17 protein-coding genes are annotated in these 18,527 nt (G+C 73.7%); 11 read left to right on the plus strand and 6 right to left on the minus strand.

Going from position 1 to position 18,527, the window contains the following annotated elements; genetic code table 11:
- Positions 1 to 55 precede the first annotated feature (55 nt).
- Entirely contained in the window at positions 56 to 1,378 is a 1,323-nt protein-coding gene (gene eno, locus FH715_RS03940) for a phosphopyruvate hydratase (RefSeq protein ID WP_139640681.1), read from the minus strand.
- A gap of 185 nt (positions 1,379 to 1,563) precedes the next feature.
- Here eno and FH715_RS03945 point away from each other — a divergent pair, with 185 nt between their 5' ends.
- Positions 1,564 to 1,989 (plus strand): MarR family winged helix-turn-helix transcriptional regulator, encoded by a 426-nt coding sequence (locus tag FH715_RS03945; RefSeq protein WP_139640683.1) that lies wholly within the window; start codon positions 1,564 to 1,566, stop codon positions 1,987 to 1,989.
- Between the two features lie 38 nt (positions 1,990 to 2,027).
- On the plus strand, positions 2,028 to 2,333 hold the full coding sequence (locus FH715_RS03950; protein ID WP_139640685.1) for a MazG-like family protein: 306 nt from the start codon (positions 2,028 to 2,030) through the stop codon (positions 2,331 to 2,333).
- A gap of 114 nt (positions 2,334 to 2,447) precedes the next feature.
- On the opposite strand, the gene FH715_RS03955 is transcribed toward FH715_RS03950, so the two are convergent.
- Positions 2,448 to 3,038, minus strand: a complete 591-nt coding sequence (locus FH715_RS03955) for a GNAT family N-acetyltransferase (RefSeq protein ID WP_246108532.1) — start codon at positions 3,036 to 3,038, stop codon at positions 2,448 to 2,450.
- Between the two features lie 129 nt (positions 3,039 to 3,167).
- The gene (locus tag FH715_RS03960) at positions 3,168 to 4,196 is read right to left on the minus strand and encodes a nitronate monooxygenase (RefSeq protein ID WP_139640687.1); all 1,029 of its coding nucleotides are present in this window, start codon (positions 4,194 to 4,196) and stop codon (positions 3,168 to 3,170) included.
- 507 nt (positions 4,197 to 4,703) lie between these two features.
- Between FH715_RS03960 and FH715_RS03965 the strand changes: the two genes are divergently transcribed.
- Complete coding sequence (locus tag FH715_RS03965; RefSeq protein ID WP_139640689.1) at positions 4,704 to 6,161, plus strand: alpha/beta hydrolase; 1,458 nt, start codon at positions 4,704 to 4,706, stop codon at positions 6,159 to 6,161.
- Positions 6,162 to 6,176: 15 nt separating this feature from the next.
- Positions 6,177 to 6,827, plus strand: a complete 651-nt coding sequence (locus FH715_RS03970; RefSeq protein WP_139640691.1) for a hypothetical protein — start codon at positions 6,177 to 6,179, stop codon at positions 6,825 to 6,827.
- Positions 6,828 to 7,020: 193 nt separating this feature from the next.
- Here the strand turns inward: FH715_RS03970 and FH715_RS03975 are convergent, their stop codons facing one another.
- Entirely contained in the window at positions 7,021 to 7,821 is an 801-nt protein-coding gene (locus FH715_RS03975) for a HEAT repeat domain-containing protein (RefSeq protein ID WP_139640692.1), read from the minus strand.
- A gap of 151 nt (positions 7,822 to 7,972) precedes the next feature.
- Here FH715_RS03975 and FH715_RS03980 point away from each other — a divergent pair, with 151 nt between their 5' ends.
- From FH715_RS03980 to FH715_RS04000, 5 genes are all read left to right on the plus strand, one after another.
- Positions 7,973 to 9,394: a DUF6055 domain-containing protein gene (locus tag FH715_RS03980; protein WP_139640694.1), complete on the plus strand. Its 1,422-nt coding sequence runs from the start codon at positions 7,973 to 7,975 to the stop codon at positions 9,392 to 9,394.
- A gap of 136 nt (positions 9,395 to 9,530) precedes the next feature.
- Positions 9,531 to 10,763: a sensor histidine kinase gene (locus tag FH715_RS03985; RefSeq protein WP_139640696.1), complete on the plus strand. Its 1,233-nt coding sequence runs from the start codon at positions 9,531 to 9,533 to the stop codon at positions 10,761 to 10,763.
- Positions 10,760 to 11,413, plus strand: a complete 654-nt coding sequence (locus tag FH715_RS03990; protein ID WP_139640698.1) for a response regulator transcription factor — start codon at positions 10,760 to 10,762, stop codon at positions 11,411 to 11,413. The genes FH715_RS03985 and FH715_RS03990 overlap by 4 nt, the downstream gene beginning before the upstream one ends.
- 166 nt (positions 11,414 to 11,579) lie before the next feature.
- Positions 11,580 to 12,545 (plus strand): glycoside hydrolase family 113 protein, encoded by a 966-nt coding sequence (locus FH715_RS03995; RefSeq protein WP_139640700.1) that lies wholly within the window; start codon positions 11,580 to 11,582, stop codon positions 12,543 to 12,545.
- Positions 12,533 to 13,372 (plus strand): type 2 periplasmic-binding domain-containing protein, encoded by an 840-nt coding sequence (locus FH715_RS04000; RefSeq protein WP_139640702.1) that lies wholly within the window; start codon positions 12,533 to 12,535, stop codon positions 13,370 to 13,372. The genes FH715_RS03995 and FH715_RS04000 overlap by 13 nt, the downstream gene beginning before the upstream one ends.
- 61 nt (positions 13,373 to 13,433) lie before the next feature.
- Here FH715_RS04000 and FH715_RS04005 read toward each other — a convergent pair whose 3' ends face one another.
- Positions 13,434 to 15,239 (minus strand): siderophore-interacting protein, encoded by a 1,806-nt coding sequence (locus FH715_RS04005; protein ID WP_139640704.1) that lies wholly within the window; start codon positions 15,237 to 15,239, stop codon positions 13,434 to 13,436.
- Position 15,240: 1 nt separating this feature from the next.
- Entirely contained in the window at positions 15,241 to 16,239 is a 999-nt protein-coding gene (locus tag FH715_RS04010; protein ID WP_139640706.1) for an ABC transporter substrate-binding protein, read from the minus strand.
- A 271-nt stretch (positions 16,240 to 16,510) separates the two neighbouring features.
- Here FH715_RS04010 and FH715_RS04015 point away from each other — a divergent pair, with 271 nt between their 5' ends.
- Positions 16,511 to 17,263, plus strand: coding sequence for an AraC family transcriptional regulator (locus FH715_RS04015; RefSeq protein WP_246108533.1), 753 nt, complete (start codon positions 16,511 to 16,513; stop codon positions 17,261 to 17,263).
- Between the two features lie 138 nt (positions 17,264 to 17,401).
- Positions 17,402 to 18,445, plus strand: coding sequence for a FecCD family ABC transporter permease (locus FH715_RS04020; protein WP_246108534.1), 1,044 nt, complete (start codon positions 17,402 to 17,404; stop codon positions 18,443 to 18,445).
- Positions 18,446 to 18,527 lie beyond the last annotated feature (82 nt).

Raw genomic sequence — 18,527 nt, forward strand, 5'->3', positions numbered from 1 at the left:
TCCGCGCCGCCGCCCTTCCCGGGGTGTGTCTCGGGCCCCCGCCCCGGGCCCGGTCTCAGGCCCCTCGCAGCGCCGAACGCCCCGCGTAGCGCGCCGAGTTGCCCAACTCCTCCTCGATGCGGATCAGTTGGTTGTACTTCGCGGTGCGGTCGGAACGGGAGAGCGAGCCGGTCTTGATCTGTCCGCAGCCGGTGGCCACCGCCAGGTCGGCGATCGTGGTGTCCTCCGTCTCTCCGGAACGGTGCGACATCACGGCCGTCCAGCCCGCCTCGTGGGCGGTGGCCACCGTGGCCAGCGCCTCGCTCAGGGTCCCGACCTGGTTGACCTTGACCAGAACCGAGTTGCCGACCCCGGTGCGGATGCCGTCCCGCACCAACGCCTGGTGGGTGCAGAACACGTCGTCCCCGGTCAGCTGGCAGCGTTCGCCGACGCGGGCGGTCAGCTCGCGCCAGCCGTCCAGGTCGTCCTCCGCCATCGGGTCCTCCACGGAGACGATCGGGTAGGCGTCGATGAGCCGCGCCAGGTAGTCGGCGTGCTCGGAGGGGGTGCGGCGCACGCCCTCGCCCGCGTAGTCGTAGACACCGTCGCGGAAGAACTCGGACGACGCCGGGTCCATGACCAGCCCGATGTCCGTGCCGGGGCGGTAGCCGGCGCGTGCGACCGCCGCCGTCACGAAGTCCAGCGCCTCCTCGGCGGTGCGCAGCGCGGGCGCGAAGCCGCCCTCGTCGCCGACGCCCGTGGAGTGCCCGGCGGCGAGCAGGTCGCGGCGCAGGGTGTGGAAGACCTCGCTGCCCATGCGGACCGCCTCGGCGAAGGTGGCGGCGCCGACAGGCGCGATCATGAACTCCTGGTAGTCCAGCGGGTTGTCGGCGTGGGCGCCGCCGTTGACGATGTTCATCATCGGCAGCGGCAGCAGGTGGGCCGCGGCGCCGCCGAGGTGACGGTAGAGCGGCAGGCGTCTGGCCGCCGCCGCGGCCTTCGCGGCGGCCAGTGAGACGCCGAGGACCGCGTTGGCGCCGAGGCGGGACTTGGTGGGCGTGCCGTCGAGCGCGATCAGGGCCGCGTCGAGCCCCTCCTGGTCGGCCGCTTCCCGGCCGCGCACGGAGGCGGCGATCTCCCCGTTGACATGGGCCACCGCGCGGTCGACGCCCTTGCCGTGCCAGCGGCTTCGGTCGCCGTCGCGCAGCTCGACGGCCTCCCGGGCGCCGGTGGAGGCCCCGGAGGGGACGGCCGCGCGTCCCAGGGAGCCGTCGGTCAGGACGATGTCGACCTCGACCGTCGGGTTGCCCCGGCTGTCGACGACCGTGCGGGCCGTGACGGTCTTGATGGCGGTCTCGGTCTCGACGGTGTCGACCGTTCCGGTCGCCGTTGCGGACATGGGAGTTCCTTCCCTTCGCCGTGTGTCGTGGCCCCGGCTGCGACGACGCTGGCGCTGGGCTCGACACCCAGACCATACAGCAATGCTGCGCAGTTAGTCTGTGCAGTTTATCTGTACAGAACAGCTGTTCAGTCTCGCTGTGCGTATTGGCTGCAACCGTGCTGGTCAACGCGGTAAAGTGCCGTATGTCCACCTCGGAAGCCGCCGCCATCGCCGCCGAACTGCGCACCGCGATGGGCAAGCTCACCCGACGCGTCAACCACGAGGACCGCATCCCGATGGGGCAGGTCGCCGTGCTCGGCGCGCTCGACCGCAACGGCGCGATGACCACCAGCGACCTCGCCGCCGACCAGCGCGTGCGCCCCCAGTCGATGGCCCGGGTCGTGGGGCTGCTCATGGACCAGCGCCTGATCACCCGGCGGGCGCACCCTACGGACGGCCGCAAGTCGCTGGTCGAACTGACGGCCGCCGGGAGCGAGGCGCTGGAAGCGGAACGTGGCCGCAGGGTTGGATGGCTGGCGCGCGCCATCGATGACGAACTCACGCGGGAGGAACGGGCGTTGCTCGCGCGCAGCGCCACCCTGCTGGAACGGCTGGCCGCCCGTTCCTGACCCTGCGTTCCGTCCGCCCACCCGTTGCTGGAGGAGACATGGACATCGCCACCGCCCAGAGGCTGGCCTGGGAGAACAAGAAGGCCAAGGGGTTCAACACCACCGATGTCGCCCTGGAGTTCGGGCTGCTCACGGCGGAGGTGAGCGAGGCGTTCACGGCCTGGTGCCGGAAGGAGGGGCAGCTGGGGGAGGAGTTGGCCGACGTCTTCCTCTATCTGACGGCGCTGGCCGAGATGAACGGCGTCGACCTGGCTTCCGAGGTCGCCGCGAAGATCGACAAGAACGCGCGCCGCGTCTACGCGCGGAACGAGGACGGTGTGCTTGTCCGCGTCAGCGACGCCTGAACGCCCGCCTTCGTGGTGGGGGGGGTGTCGCGGGGCGGTCTCCGGGGGGCTCCGGGGGGGCGCGGACGTGTCGACTTCGCGGTCGGTCGGGGTCGCGGTCGGTCGGGGTTGCCGTCAATCGGGGTGCCGTAGCGGCAACTCGGCGTGGACCGCGACGTTCCTCGCGCCCGAACCTCCGATGTCACCGTCGCCGCTGTCACCGCTGTCGTAGTCGCCACCGCCGTCGCCGCCGCCGCTGGTGAGCACCGCTCCGCTGGTGAGCACCGCGCCGTTGCGGCGCAGCGCGGTGAGCGCCGCCGTGTTGTGCGCCGTGGTGTCCGCGACCAGGGCGCGTGCGCCGGCGCGAGCGGCCTCGCTGAGAAGCGCGCGGAGGACGGCGGTGCCGATGCCGCGCCCGCGCCGCGCACGGGCGAGCCAGAGGCCGGTTTCCAGCAGGTCGGGGCGGTCGCGGCGCGCCAGGCGGGCCGAACCGACGACCTCCCCGTCGTGGAGGACCGCGTAGGTGGACTCGCCGAGGGGGCCGGCGAGTCCGGGGCGCCGCACGCGGTGCCAGGCCAGGAAGGCCTCCCGTCGTTCCGCCGTCCACCCGGGCGGTCCCGTCACCGGCGGCATGACCTCCTCGGGGGCGGCGTCAGCGACGGCCACCGTGAGGAGGGCCGCGAGACTCTCCTCGTCGATCCGCCGCAGCTCCACCCGACCCACCATGGTGTGTGTCCTCTCCCTCGTCCGCCGGAACCCCCTGATCCTCGTCCGCCGCCGCCCGGGGGGCCAGCGGTTTCCGCGTCTTCGCGCCGGGCGCGCGCTCCCCGCGCGTTCCGAAGCCCCCGCGCCGCGTCACGCGTCCGCGGCCAGCCGGCGCAGCGTCTCGGCCGCGCGTTCGGCGCGTGCCTCGCGGTGGCCGGTGCCGGCCCAGAGGTGGATCAGCCGGGTGTCGCCCGCCGCCGTCGCCGCGCGGCGGAGCGGCCCCGTGAGGTGGTGCAGCGCGGGATAGCCGGCCGGGGCCAGCGCGTCGTAGCGCGCGGTGAAGTGGTTGCGCAGGGCGCGCGCCGGGCGGCCGGTGAACGCGCGGGTGACGACCGTCCCGTTGAACGCCGGGTCCGCCAACGCCGCCCCGTGCGGGGCCGAGGCGCCGCTCTCCTCCGTCCGCAGCAGCACCGTCCCCACCATCACCGCCTCCGCGCCGGCGCGGAGCGCGGCGCTCACGCCCCCGGCGTGCGCGAGTCCGCCGGCCGCGAGGAGCGGGAGCGCCACGTCCCGCCGCACCTCGGCCACCAGATCGGGCAACGGAACGTCGGCCACCGGCCGTTCGGGAGTGAACGTCGCCGAGTGGCCGCCCGCCGCCGACGCCTGGACCACGAGCGCGTCGACGCCGGCCTCGGCGGCGGCGCGGGCCTCGGCGGCCGAGGTGACGGACTGCGCCACGAGCGTTCCGGACGCGCGCAGCGCCTCGACGACGGCGGGCTCCGGCAGGCCGAAGGTGAACGACACCAACGGAACCGGTGCCTTCAGCAGCAGCCGGACCTTCGCCTCCCAGTGGTCGTCGTCCTCGACCGGCGCCTCGGGCAGCGCGACGCCGTACCGTTCGGCCTCGGGACGCAGGGCCTCGGCATAGCGCCGGTAGTCGGCGGGCGGCACGGGCACCGGGCGCGGGGCGAAGACGTTGACGCCGAACGGCACCCCGGCCTCCCGGACCGCGCCGATCTGTTCCGCGAGCGCCTCGGGCGTCAGATAGCCGGCGGCGACGAAGCCGAGACCGCCGGCCCGCCCGGCCGCCGCCACCAGCGCCGGGGTGCCCGCGCCGCCGGCCATCGGGGCGGCGCACACGGGCAGGGTCACTCCGAGCCGGTCGAGCAGTGGGTTCACGGTGGGCCTCCTTCGCGACGGCGACGCGCCTGTCCCGACGCCGGTTCCCGACGCCGGTTCCCGACGCTACGACGTGTGACGCGCTTCGGGCACGGCCGTACCGGGGCGCGTGCGGTCCGCGGCGGCGCCGGCGCCCGGCCGCGCCGGAGTCCGGTGGTGAACCGGCCTAGCGACCGGCCCGTCAACCGGCCCGTCAACCTGTCTGTCGTAGCGCTGAGATGACGGTCCGTCGGGGGCGGGGCGAGGCGTCGGCGAGGGCCGTGGCTGTCAATGGATTCCGTCACGGGAAGTAATGACGGATGTCACTGCCGAGGGGGCGCCGCCGGGCGAAGACTGGATCACGTTGTGGAGGCGCTCGGCCTGGCTCCTCGGTCCCGGTTGACCCGTTGGCCGCGTGTGACCCCTTGGTTCACCGTGTCCCTGGTTCCCCGTGGCCTCGCCCGGTCGACACGCCGAAGGTGTGAGCGAGCGCGGCGCCCGGCGGGCGCCGCAGGGGAGGACGGACAGATGAAGCGGTACCTGTCAATCGGGCTCGTCGTGGCCGCGGTCGCGGTCACGGCGGCCCCGGGGGTGGCCGGGGCGGCCACGCCCGACGGCCCCCGGTGGGGGGCGTGTCCCGAGGACGTGGCGGCCCCGGGGTTGGAGTGCGCGACGCTGGAGGTGCCGCTGGACTACGCGGACCCGGACGGGCGGCAGATCGAGATCGCGATCTCGCGGCTGGCGAGCGAGGAGCCGTCCGAGCGGCGCGGCGTCCTGATGACCAACCCGGGCGGCCCCGGCGGCTCGGGGCTGGCGTACCCGGCCCAGCTCGCCGCCGGCGGGCTGCCGCAGGAGGTGCTGGACACGTACGACGTGATCGGCTTCGCCCCCAGGGGAGTCGGCGAGAGCACACCGGTGACCTGCGACCTGACCGAGGAGCAGCAGAGCCGGGGGAACTTCCCGACCTACGCGCACACCGACGCCGACGTGGAGCGCGAGGCCGAGTACGCCCGGGACATCGCGGAGCGCTGCGGGGACGCCGACACGGCGTGGATGCTGCCGCACATGACCACGGCGAACACGGCGCGTGACATGGACCGGATCCGGGAGGCGCTGGGCGAGTCGAAGGTCTCCTATCTGGGCGCCTCGTACGGCACCTATCTCGGCTCCGTGTACGCGGAGATGTTCCCGGAGCGCGGCGACCGGATGGTGCTCGACAGCGCGCTGGGCCCGGGCGGCTACGACATGACGGCGATGCGGAGGTTCGCCCCGGGATTCGAGGAACGCTTCCCCGACTTCGCGGAATACGCCGCGTCGCACCCCGAGTACGGCCTCGGCAGCACTCCGGACGAGGTGACGGAGAAGTTCTACGAGCTGGCCGAGCGGCTGGACGCCGAGCCGTCCCCGGAGGGGGTGGACGGGACGCTGTTCCGCGGACTGACCTTCGACCGGTTCTATGTCGACGCGCTGATGCCAATGGTGGCCGAGGCATGGCAGGCCCTCGACACGGGCCAGCCGCTGCCGGACGTGCCACCGGTGGCGGGGGACATGCAGAACCTGATGGCCTCGCGTTACGCCGTGATATGCGCGGACTCGCAGTGGCCCGACACGGTGGAGGCGTACCAGGAGGCCGTCGCGGTCGACCGGGAGCGGTACCCGATGCTGGGCGGCACCACGGCCAACATCGGCCCCTGCGCCTTCTGGCCGGCCGAGGCGACCGAGCCGCCGGTGAGCATAGGCGACGAGGGCCCGTCGAACATCCTGATCGTGCAGAACGAGCGCGACCCGGGGACGCCGCTGGCCGGCGCCCAGGAGCTGCGCGAGACGCTCGGCCAGCGCGCGACGCTGGTCACCGCCGACCAGGGCGGGCACGGCGTCTACCCGTTCGGGAGTAACGACTGCGCCAACGACTCGGTGACCACCTATCTGACCACCGGCGAACGCCCCTCGCAGGACCTCGCCTGCGCGGCTGAGCCGGCCGAGTAACGGAGGAGGGCCCGCATGTGGGAGGAATGGCGGCGCCGCCGGGCGGAGCAGCGAGTCAGGCCGGGAGACGGGCGCGCGCTACAGCGCTTCCGCTGGTGGCAGTTGCTCTTCCGCGCGCTGTTCCACCTTCGCCTGACGCGGCCCGACGGCGGGGCGGTGCTCTACACCGTCGACGTCAAGCACTGGATGAAAGGCTCGTCCGACGAGGTCAAAGCCCAGCTCTACCTCGACGGCAAGCAGCACGCCACCTCGAAGCTGCCCGCCCGCTTCCCGGTCCCGGACGGCAGCGTCGAGGTCGCCATGAGCACCTTCGGACTGAAGCGCTGCCACTACGTGACCGACGCCGGGGCCGAGCACCAGCTCACCCCGGACCGCGCCTCCGCCGAGGGCCGCCGCGCGCGGTTCGAGCACACGAGTCCCGGGCTGAGCCGCGCGCTCGGCCGTCTCTCGGTGATCACGCTGATCGTCTCCCTGGCCCTGCTCCTCACCCAGGTCGCCGCCCCCCTCAGCGAGATACCGGCGGTCGCCGAGCGCGTCGGCACGTTCTCCCCGCCCCGGCTGCCGGCGCTGCTCAACGTGGCGCTCGTGCTGTCCACGCTGCTCGCCAGCATGGAGCGCGCGCTGCGGCTGCGGTACCACTGGCTTCTCGACGGCGGAGTCGGCTGAGCCGCGCACCGGTTGACCACGCCCGGCCGCGCCGGTTGCCCGCCGCCGACAGCGTCGGTGGTTGACCACGCCCGGCCGCGCCGGCCGAGGCGCGCCTCGGCCGAAAGGCCGCCGCCCCTCCTCCGCCCGTGAGCGCGCTCTCGCTCACGGGCGGAGGCTGTCGCCCGCGGACAGGGGAGAGACGGTGCGAAGTTCACCCCTTGGCGCGACTCTCGCGGACCGCCTCCACCGCCTCCCGGACCTCCGGATCCTCGTCGGCCGCGAGCCCCTCCAGCAGCGCCGCGACCCCGGGCGTGGACCAGCCGGCGACCGCCCACACCAGGTCCTCCCGCACCCGGGCGTCGGGATGCCCGGCCAGACGGCCCACCCGCGCGAGCGGCCCACGCCGCCGCATCCCGAACCAGTGCAGCGCCTCCCGCAACGCCCCCGGCTCCCCGGGATCGCCGGCAGCCGCGATCCTGGCCAGCAGCACCCGGGCCGGCGGCGGCGGACCATCCAGCGGATGGGGCAGCCGCTCCCGCAGCCGCCGAGCCCCGTACCCGCCGCGCACCCGACACCCGTCACACGTGCAGGGACGCACCCCGTGCGCCTCCGGCCAGTACCGCCACCCCGCCACCTGCGGCGCGGCACGCACCCGATGCACCTCGCGCGGCCGGACCGCCCGGGGCACGAACACCTCCCAGCCGCGCGGGTCCTCCAACGCCGCGATCCGCCGCACCGCCTCCGAGGCGGTGACGCTCTCCCGCCGGCCCGAGTACCGCCCGACCCTCACCTCCTGGCCGTCGTCCAACCGCAGATGCACGGCCACCAGCCGCTCACGACCGCCGAAGCGCGCCAACTCCCGCAGCCACTGGTGGGTCAGGGTGTACGAGGGCAGCACCGGAAAGCAGTAGACCCCCCGCGCGCCGTCCGCGTCACGGCTCACGGCACGAAGCCCCGACCTCAGGACACGCGAGGTGTTCGCCGCCGAGGTCAGATGCACGAACGTCGCCATGGCACCCGAGGATAGGACGCGGCAACCTCCCACCCACCGGCGGCAACCGGGGTACGCGGGCCCGGCGGGTCCGCCAGTTCCCCGCCCGGGCCGGCGGTGGCCCCGCGTCGCCGTTCGGCCGTCCCCACCCCCGCGACGGGAAGGTTGATCGATGTTCCGAAGACTGCGCACGCTCCCCGCCTCCGGCCGGCGCCGCCGTGGCCTCGGCCTCGTCCTCGCGCTCGCCACCGCCGGCGTGCTCACCGGACCCGCAGCCTCGGCCGGCGCCCCGCCCGGGTCCGCCACCACGCCCGAGACCGCCACCGCCTACCCCCTCGCCACGGAGTCGGACCCCGGGACCCGGGCGGACAAGCAGACGCGCGCTCCCCAGTTCATGGTCGACGCGGGCGCCGAGACGGGGAACGTCGCCGAGTCCGAGCACTTCGCCGTCCGTTGGGGCGACGCGGTCGACGCCGTCGCGTGGGGCCGGGAGAACCGCGGGATCGACAACTATCCGCAGTGGGTCGCCGACCACATGGACGAGATCTACGCGTACTACGTCGACGAGGTCGGCTTCGTCGACCCCGCCGACCACCCGGTGGGCTCCCAGTACCGGATCAACCTCCATCTCTGCGGCACCTGGTCGGGCGACTTCCTACCGCCGGCGAACTGGGCGGGGGGCGACGACATCGGGCTCGGCCACATGTGTCTGCCGTACGACAAGGTCTGGGACGAGTGGGTCGAGTCGCACGAGTTCAACCATGTGCTGCAGATCTACGCCGTCGACCTCAACATCGCGGCCGGCCACGGTGGTGGCTGGGGCGCGGGCAACACGGCCGCCGGACCGGTCTGGGAAGCGCACGCCAACTACATGGCCCGGATGAAGCGCCCCGAGGTCGTCGTCGGCTCCGGCTACATCATCGACAGGCAGCACTATCGTTGGCTCTCCCAGGAGACCTACTACGGCGACTGGATGCTGTTCAACACGATCCGTGAGCTCTACGGTCCGGACGTGATCGACCAGTTCTGGTACGAAGCCGAACAGGGCGAGCACCCCATCGACACCGTCAAGCGCGTTCTCGGTCTCGACCACGAGGCGTTCGCCGCGTTGATCGCCGAGTACACCTCGCGGCAGGTCGTCTACGACTTCGTGGACGGTGACTTGATCCGCGGCGACCTGTGGACAGGCGGCGGCGACTACCGCCCGCTGCACACCGACCCGCTCCAGAGCCTGGGCGGCGACCGCTACCGCATCGCGGACAGCGACGCGCCGCACCAGTACGGGCACAACACCATCCAGCTGAACCCGAGCGGCGACCAGGTCTCCGTCAGTCTGACCGGCGCCTCCGACCTCTCCGGCGCCGACTGGCGGTTCCGGCTCGCCGCGGTCTCGCCCGACTTCTCCGTCCGCTACAGCGAAGCCTTCGGCCCCGGCGAGACGGCGGGCTTCGGCCTCCAGGGCGGTGAGACCCATCTGATGCTGGTCGTCGCCGCCACCCCGTCCGAGCACCGGAACTACCCGGCCGGCCAGGTCGGCGTCGGTGACCCGTTCCCGTACGAGTTGACGATCCAGGGTGCCTCCCCGGCGCAGTGACCGCGAGGTCCTGCCCCGGCCGACCCGCGCGGGTCGGCCGGGGGCCGGTCCACGGTGGCCGGGTGGCCGGGTGGCCGGTCGACAGTGGCCGGGTGGCTGAGGCGCTGGGCCGCCTCAGCCACCTAGGCTCGGGGCGATGAGCAGCGAGGTGGGGGCCCTCAGAGCCCGGCGGAACCCGCGCCAGTGGGCGCTCGACGCGGCGCTGTTCTGCGCCGCCGTCCTCTGCGGACTCGTGGTCCTCGGCGTCGTCCAGGAGAGCGGCGAGCAGCCCGACTGGGTCGCCGAGTGGGACCCGCTGCTCGGCCTCGTCGCCTGTCTGGCCCTGTGGTGGCGCCGGCGCCTGCCGCTGACGGTGGCGCTGATCGGCGTGCCGACCGTCGCGTTGGCCAGCAGCGCCCTGCCGGCGGGGGCGGTGATCCTGGTCAACCTCATGCTGCGCGCTCCCTGGCGCCGCGTCCTTCAGCTGCTCGCTCTCTACGCGGTGACGGTGGTGCCCTCGGGGGCGCTGGTGTCCACCAGCGAGGGGCACCTGTGGTTCGACCTCGCGTTCGGCTGCACCTATCTGCTGGCCGCAGCCGCCCTCGGCTATGGGCTGCGCTCGCGGCGGCTGCTGGTGGAACGGTTGCGCGCCGACGCCGCGCGGGACCGCGCCGAGCACGCGCGCCGCCTGGTCGAGGCCCGCCGGGCCGAACGACGGGCGATCGCCCGCGAGATGCACGACGTGCTGGCGCACCGGGTCTCGCTGCTCTCCGTGCACGCCGGCGCGCTCGCCTACCGTTCGCGCCGGGCGGCGTCCGAAGGCGGCGGCCCGGCGCTCAGCGACGCCGAGGTCGCCGAGAGCGCCGAGGTGATCAGGGGCAACGCGCACGCCGCCGTCGGCGAGCTGCGCGAGGTGCTCTCCCTGCTGCGGGCCGAGGACGACGCGGAGGACGGCGAGGGCGGCCCGGTCTCGCTGCTGCGACGGATCGAGGACATCGACGCGCTGGTGGCGGACGCCGAGGCGGCCGGCCAGCCGGTCACGGTCCACCGCGCACTCGACGCGTCGGCGCTCGCCGGGCTGCGCACCCAACTCCACCGCACCGTCTACCGGTTGGTGCAGGAGGGGCTGACCAACGCGCGCAAGCACGCCGCGGGCGCCCCGGTGGAGGTGCGGCTGACCGGGGCACCGGGCAGCGGGCTGACCGTCGAGGTTCGCAACGCGCTGCGCGCCGGCGGCGCGGACCGCACCGCCATCCCGGGCGCCGGAGCCGGGCTCACCGGCCTGGCCGAACGGGTCAGACTGGACGGCGGAACGCTCGAACACGCCGCCGAGCACGGCGTGTTCACACTGCGGGCCCGGCTACCGTGGCCCGGCGAGGTGAGGTCATGATCCGAGTGCTGCTGGCCGACGACGACCCGCTGGTCCGCGCCGGGCTGCGGATGCTGCTGCGGGGGGCGGAGGGCGTCGAGGTGGCCGGCGAGGCCGCCAACGGCGCGGAGGTGGTCGAGGCGGTGCGGCGCGAGACCCCCGACGTGGTGCTGATGGACATCCGGATGCCGGTCATGGACGGACTGGCGGCCACCCGCGCGCTCTCGGGCGAGGAGTCCACCCGGGTCATCGTGTTGACCACTTTCGACGAGCACGGGCTGGTGGTTGAGGCCATTCGGGCGGGAGCCGCCGGCTATCTGGTCAAGCACGCGGCACCCGAGGAGATCGTCGACGCGGTGCGCGGCGCCGCCAGGGGCGAGCCCGCGCTGTCGGCCGCCGCCGCCCGCGCCCTGATCACCCACGCCGCGAGCGGCACCGGCGACGACCGGCGGGCGGAACGGGCCAGGCGGCGGCTGGCCGTCCTCACCGAACGGGAGCGCGCGGTCGCCGACGCCGTCGCCGACAGCCTCTCCAACGCCGAGATCGCCACCCGGCTCCATCTTTCCCTCGGCACCGTCAAGTCCCATCTGTCCAGTGCCCTGACCAAGCTGCAACTGGACAACCGGGTGCAGCTGGCCCTGCTCGCCCACGACGCGCGGCCCCCACGCTAGGAAACGGCCCGATTCCCCCCGGCCGACAGGGGGTCTACGGGTGGTCGGTCGACCGACCCGATGGTGGCCGTCCGGCGGAGGCCCCGACCTGGACGGCCACCCCGGAGTTCCGGGCATCCACCCTCACCCCCCTGCCGAACGCCCCCGACCCCCTGGAGGTCGCCCCGTGTTGAACGTCCGTGGCATCTCCTATCTCGTGGGCGACGCGACCGAGGACGCGCTGCGGCGCGATCTTCGTGTCATCGCACGGGAGTTGCGCTGCACCACCGTGATGCTGATCGGCCCCGATGCGGACCGGCTCGCCGCCGCGGCCCGACTCGCCCTCGACACAGGGCTCGACGTATATCTGCGGCCGAACATCCCCGACCTGCGACGCGCGCCCCAACTCGCCCGTCTCGACGAACTCGCCGGGCTGGCCGAGGAGTTGCGTCTGCGCCACCCGGGTCGGGTGACGCTGCTGGTCGGCAGCGAGTTCTCGCACACCGCGCCCGGCATCGTGCCGGGTCCCTGGTCCTTCGTGCGGCTGCGGGTGGTGCTCCGGTTCCGCCGGCTGCTGCGACGGCGGGTGGAACGGCGGTTGAACGACCTGCTCGCGGCGGTCGCCGCCACGGCCCGACGCCGGTTCCACGGCCCGCTCGGCTACGCGGCGGCCGGCTGGGAGAACCCCGACTGGTCACTCTTCGACCTGGTCGGCGTGAGCCTCTACCGTTCGGCCGGCAACCGGGAGGGCTACGTTTCCCGCCTGCGCGAACTGGTCAGGTCGTGTGAGAAGCCCCTGGTCATCACGGAGTTCGGCTGCGGCGCCTTCACCGGGGCCGACGCGCGAGGCGCCGCCTCCTTCCAGATCGTCAACTGGTACTCAGCGACCCCGCGCATCCGGCGCCCGCACCCCCGCGACGAGTCCGTCCAGGCCCGTTACCTCGGCGAACTCATCGCGCTCTACGCGGCGGAGGGCGTCCACGGCTGCTTCGTCTTCACCTACGCCATGCCGGACTTCCCGCACCGGGACGACCCCGCGACCGACCTGGACCGGGCCGGCTTCGGACTGGTGGCCGTCACCGAGACCGGCGAACGTCGCCCCAAGGCGGCCTTCCACGAGGTCGCCCGGCGCTACGGCGCGTGGGACGGATAGCCGTTCGCCGCTCACCGTCCGCCGTCGGCCGCGGTGAACCGCCCGGCCCACCCCTCCCGCCCGGGCAGCACCGGCGGAGCGACGCCGACGGCGCCGCCCACGGGGTGCTGCCGTTCGGCGCCGACGCCTTCAGCCTCACGGTCTGGGCGCGCCAGCACGGCGGGGAGCTGTACGACCGGGAGGGGAACCCGGCCGTCGAGCCGGAGGTGCTCGCCGCCTACTGGCAGCGCGAACTCGACCTGATCGGGAGCGGTGCCGCCCCCTCCGTGGCCCAGCTCAGCGAGAGCCTGGGCCTGCCACTTGACCAGTCCAACGTGGTAGTCGGCACGGTGGCGATGGCCCTCATCTCGGCCGGGCAGTTCACCGCGTTCCAGGAGGCCGCTCCCGACTACGACTTCGCCCTGGCCGACTGGCCGGCGGACGCGGACACCGCGCCGGGGTACCAGTACCTGAAGCCCACCATGTACTGGTCAGCCTCCTCGACCTCCGACCATCCGGCGGAGGCCGCGCTGCTGATCGACTTCCTCAGCAACGACGTCCGTGTCGCCGAGATCTTCGGGTTGGAACGCGGCGAGCCGGGCAACCCCGCGTTCATGGAGGCGGTCCGCGGCCGGGTGGACGACAACGGGCGGCACGTGCTGGCCTTCGCCGAGGAGATGAGCGGCGAGATCGGCCCGACGCCGCCCCTCACCCCCGGCGGGGCCAGCGATGTCGCCCTACTGCTCAGCCGCTACAACCAGCAGGTGCTCTTCGGGGACGCCACGCCCGAGCAGGCAGCGGACGCGTTCCTCGGCGAGCTGGGCGACTCCATCCGTGCGGCGCGCTGACGGCGCCCCGGGCGGCCCAACCAGGCTTGGAGCAGGGCCGGTTGGGACCGTCCGCGTCCCGTCAGCCCCGCCCCGGCCCGTCGTCCGTCAGCACCAGGGCGGCGTAGCCCCAGCCCAGCGGGAGGGTGCGCGCCAGGCGCCAGCCGGCGGCGGTCGCCAGCTCGGCTACCGCCTCGGGCGAGCGGGACGGCACCCCGGTCAGGGCCATCCGCAGCAGCCGCTGGTCAGCGGCGGCCGGGCCGAGTTCGTCCGGGCGCGGTGACTCCACCAGCAGCAGGGTCCCGGCGGCGCGACGTGCCCGCGCCAGCAGCCGCCGTGCCTCGTCGTCCGTGCGGTGGGCGAGGGAGAGCGCGGCCACCGCCACCTCGAACCGACCGGACGGCTCGCCGGTCTCCTCGCCGAACTCGCCGCCGAACGCGACCCGTTCGTCACTGACCAGCGGCCGGAGCGTGCGCCGCGCCTCCGCCGAACCGGTCACCGTCAGTGCGGCCCGGACGCCGCGGTCGCGCAAGGTGTTGGCGACGGCAGCCGCACCCGGGCCGTGCAGGACCACGCTGGCCGCGCCGGCCACCACCGGATCGGCGGCCAACGCGTCCAGTACGAACGCCAGGGACTCCGCCCGTTCCACCAACTCTCCGTAGAGCTCCGTGTCCTCGGCGGCTGCCTCGTGGACGGTGCGTCCGTGGGACAGTGCCCAGCCCGGGGTGCCGCTTCGCAGCGTCTCGTCCAACGAGGCCAGGGAGAGCAGCAGTTGGCCGTCGAAGCCGTCGAAGCGCTCCCGCGCGTGCTCGTCGTGTGCCAGCGCCTCGCCGGTCGCGGTCAACGCGGCGGTGTCGTCCGTGAGTTCCACCAGACCGTGACGGACGAGGACGCGCAACAACGCCTCCAGCCGGTCCCTTGGCACGCGGACTCGCACGGAGAGCGCCTCGACGTCCAGGGCGCCGGCGCCGGCCAGGGTGTCCAGCACCGGTAGACGCAGCGCGGCGCGGACCGCGAACCAGGCGAGGGCGTCCGAGGGGAGGTCGGCCGTCCGGGGCGGGCGGCCGACCAGGCCCCCCGCCGGGTCGGCCGCCGCCTCCGGGGACCGTGCGTGCCAGTAGCCGGTGATGTTGATCCGGTCGGCGGTCAGGCCGAGTTCGTTCCGCAAGTGGCGGCGCACCGGCAGCAGCGCGCGGCTCTCGCCCGCGCCCCAGACGTACCCCGCGCCCTCGCGCCAGGGGTGCGCGCGGACCAGCCGCAGCGGGAGAGCCGGGTCGTGCTCCGGGTCCTCGATCCAACGCACCCGGTCGCCGGGGCGGGTGGGCAGGTCGATACGGGCCTCCCGGTGACTGACCGTCAGGTAGAGGTCGGCGGGCGCCAGGGTGGGCCGTTCCTCCAGGAAGCGGGCGACGGCGGGCAGCGCCGTCTCGTCGCCGAGTAGCACGATCCAGTCCAGCTCCTTCGGCAGCACCGTGGAGGACTTGGGCCCGACGAACCACAACTCGTCGCCCGCACGGGCACGTTGCGCCCAGTCGGCGGCCGGCCCGTCGTGCCCGAGGACAAAGTCGAGTGCGAGCGTGCCGTCCCCGACGCGCCTGGGGGTGTAGTCGCGGTAGAGCCGGTGCTCCGCGCGTGGCCACTCGATGCCGTGCGGGAGTTGGACGGGCAGCGCGTCCTCGATCCGGCCGCCGTCCGTGAGGACGAGCTTGACATGGTCGTCGAACGCCGGTGAGGCGAAGGCTGGTTGCTCGCGACCGGCGGCGGGGAACGCGCCCAGCTGCTCCCCGGTCAGTGTGACGCGGACCGTGCGCGCGTTGATCCGTTCGGTGCGGGCGACCTCGACCCGGCGCAGCACCAGGGGGTGGGTCACCAGAGTGCGTGCCGCCATCTCAGCCGAACAACTCCTCGATGATGTCGAGCAGCGCCAGCGCGTCGTCGTAGTCGGGGCGCACCACCCAGTACGGCAGGTCGTGCGCGTCGCCCGACTCGAACGAGGGCAGCGAGGCGTACGCCGGCTGCTCGGAGAGGGTCGCGACATCGGTCGTGTCCGCGTTGAACCCCGCGATGAAGAGGGTGGGTTGGGTCAGCGTGCCGGCGATCTGCTCGGTGGACAGCTCGAACATGTCGCCGCCGCTGGTGTACGGCTCGAAGCCGCCCTCGGCGAAGAGCGGCGCGGCCTCGATCCCGACCTCCTCCAGCACGGCCGGCACCCCCTGGTCCTCGATCAGGACGTAGGGCGTGTTGTCGGCGGTGATCGACAGGTAGGCGGCGGGGCCCGGCGGCGGGGTGATCGTGTCGCGTACCTCCGCCACCCGTTCCTCGTGGTGGGCCACCATCTCCCGGTGCCGCTCAGGGCTGTCGAAGACGTCCTCGGCGAGGAAGGACAGCTGCTGCTGCCAGGTGTCCAACTCGCCGCCGACCAGTACGGTCGGCGCGATTCCGCTCAGTTCGTCGTACGCCTCCTCAGCCTGGACGAGCGGTAGCCCGAGGCCGCCGCCGACGATCAGATCGGGGTCGGCCTCCAGTATCGCCTCCATGTCGTACCCGTCGATCGACCACGGGAGGAAGGTCGTGCCGTCCTCCTCGGCCGCCGCGGCCCAGGCGTCGGAGAAGGCGCCCTCGCCCTGGTCGGAGGCCTCGGGGGTGATCGCGGCGACGGGCACGTCCAGGTGGTAGAGGTAACCGGCAAGCGCGTGGTTCAACACGACCACCCGCCGCGGGTCCTCGGGCACCTGGACGTCCCCCTGGTCGGTCGCGACGGTCCGTGTCGCGGAGTCGGAGCCGCCGCCGTCCCCGTCGTCGGACGAGGAGCAGCCGGCCAGGGCGAGAGCCGTGGCCAGGGCAAGTGCGGCGGGGACGGAACGGGCGGGCCGGAGAGGGGGCTTCATGACGACCTCGGAAGACGAATGATGACAAATGGCATATGCTGCCGATCGAAACTGAGGTTAGGCTAACCTCAGTTTCTCCGTTCGGGCGGTCCCAGGGCGACACGTTCGCTGCCGCATCTGACGTCCTCGACCGGACGGGGCCGTCGCGCCGCCGCCGACGCCGCCGCCGGACGACGATCGTTCGCGACCCAGCAGACCCAGCAGACCCAGCAGACCCCGTAACACCGCAGACCCGCAGACCCCGTAACACCGCTCACCGTGGAGGAGCCACGTGACCCTCTCCCCGCTGGCCGCCGTGGTGCCGCAGCACGCCATCCGGTTCGTCGGCCATGACACCCACCAGCACGAACTGCCGCACCTCGTCTATGTCGTGAGCGGCCGGGCCCACTTCACCGCGGGCGACCGGGCCGCCTACCGCCTGGCGGCGGGCGAGAGCGTCTGGCTTGCCGCGCGCGTGCCGCACGCCGTCCGCGTCTCGGACGGCGGCCTGGTGCTCGGGCCGTTGCTCGACGCGGAGGACGCGCCCCCCGGCCCGGTGATGCGCCTGCCGGCGCTGCCGGAGGTGAGCCGGGTGACGACGGTGCTGCTGGGGGCCGCGCCCACCACGGAGGCGCAGATCGCGCCGTTCCGCCGGGCACTCGGCGAGGCGCTGCGCGCCGCCTGCGCGCGGTACTTCCCGCTGGTCGAGCCCCGTCACCCGGTGGCACGCGCCATCGCGCGGGAGGCGCTGCGCCACCCCGACACCCTGGAGCGGCTGGCGCGCCGCCACCACATGAGCGCGCGGCAGGTGCAGCGGCTCTTCCTCGCCGAGACCGGCCTCGCCTTTGCCCGCTGGCGCACCCGCGCCCGGCTCAACTCGGCGATACCCGAGCTGCTCGCCGGCACGCCGGCCACGCTGGCGGCGGCGCGCGCCGGCTACACGACGCGCTCCGGACTGCTGCGCGCCCTGGCGCGCGAGTGCGAGGTCGACGCGGACGAGCTGCGCCGCGACCCGCGGATAGCGCTGTCGGACCGGGTCGCGTAGCGGGCAGATATGAACGAGCATCCTTCAACCCGCCGTGTGGCCGCCGGCGAGAGCCGGCACGACCACCGTGGACCTGACCAGTGCGCGGCCGACCACCGTGGACCTGACCACCGTGAACGACTGGTCAATACGCGCGACGTGGGGGACGACGAGGCCGCGGGCGTGGGGCGAGAGCCGCCGGCGGGCCGCACCAGGACACGGCTGCTCGCGCTTCTGCTGGCCGCCGCCGCTTTGGTCCTCTCCGTCGCCCTGAGCATCATGGTCGGCTCCACCCATGTGCCGCTCAGCTCCGTGCTCGGCGCGTTCGGCGGGCACGACGGCTCGCCCGAACACATCGCCGTCCGTGACCTGCGCGTGCCGCGCACCGCGCTCGGCCTGCTGGTCGGCGCGTCGCTCGCCGTCTCCGGTGCGCTGATGCAGGGCCTGACCCGCAACCCCCTCGCCGACCCCGGCCTGTTGGGGGTGAACGCGGGCGCCGGCTTCGCCGTGGCGCTCTCCGTCGCGTTCCTCGGCGTCACCCGCGTCGACCAGTATCTGTACTTCGCCTTCGCGGGCGCGGTGGCGGCCACCGCCGCCGTCTACCTGATCGCCTCCCAGGGGCGCGGCAGCCCCACGCCGCTGCGGCTCACCCTCGTGGGCCTCGCCCTGGGGTCGGTACTGGTCGGGCTCGCCCAGACGTTGGCGCTGCTGGACACCGAGACCTTCGAACGGGTGCGGTTCTGGGACGTCGGTACCCTCGCCGACCGGCCGGTGGGCACCGTCGGCGCCGTCACGCCGTGGATCTGCGCCGGCCTGCTGCTGGCGTTGGCCTGCGCGCGTCCGCTCAACGCCCTTTCGCTCGGCGACGAGTTGGCCCGCGCGGTCGGCGTCCGGGTCGGGCTCACCCGCCTCGGGGTGGTCCTCGCCGTGACGTTGCTCTGCGGCTCGGCGACGGCGGCGGCCGGTCCCTTGGCGTTCGTCGGGCTGATGGTGGGGCACGCCGTGCGCTGGCTCACCGGTCCCGACTACCGCTGGGTCCTACCGATGTGCCTGCTGGTCGGGCCCGCGCTGGTGCTGTCGGCCGACGTGCTGGGGCGGGTCATGGTCGGCTCCGGCGAGTTGCAGGTCGGCGTGGTCGTGGCGCTGCTCGGCGCTCCGATGCTGATCGTCATGGTCCATCTGCGAAGGGCGAGCGCGCTGTGAACGGAACGTCGGCGACTGGTCAAGCGAGCACAGGCCCAACGTCTGACCAGACGGCTGAACAGGTTCCTGACCAGTTCCTTGA

Source organism: Streptomyces sedi, from assembly GCF_006335015.1.
Lineage (GTDB): Bacteria > Actinomycetota > Actinomycetes > Streptomycetales > Streptomycetaceae > Streptomyces > Streptomyces sedi.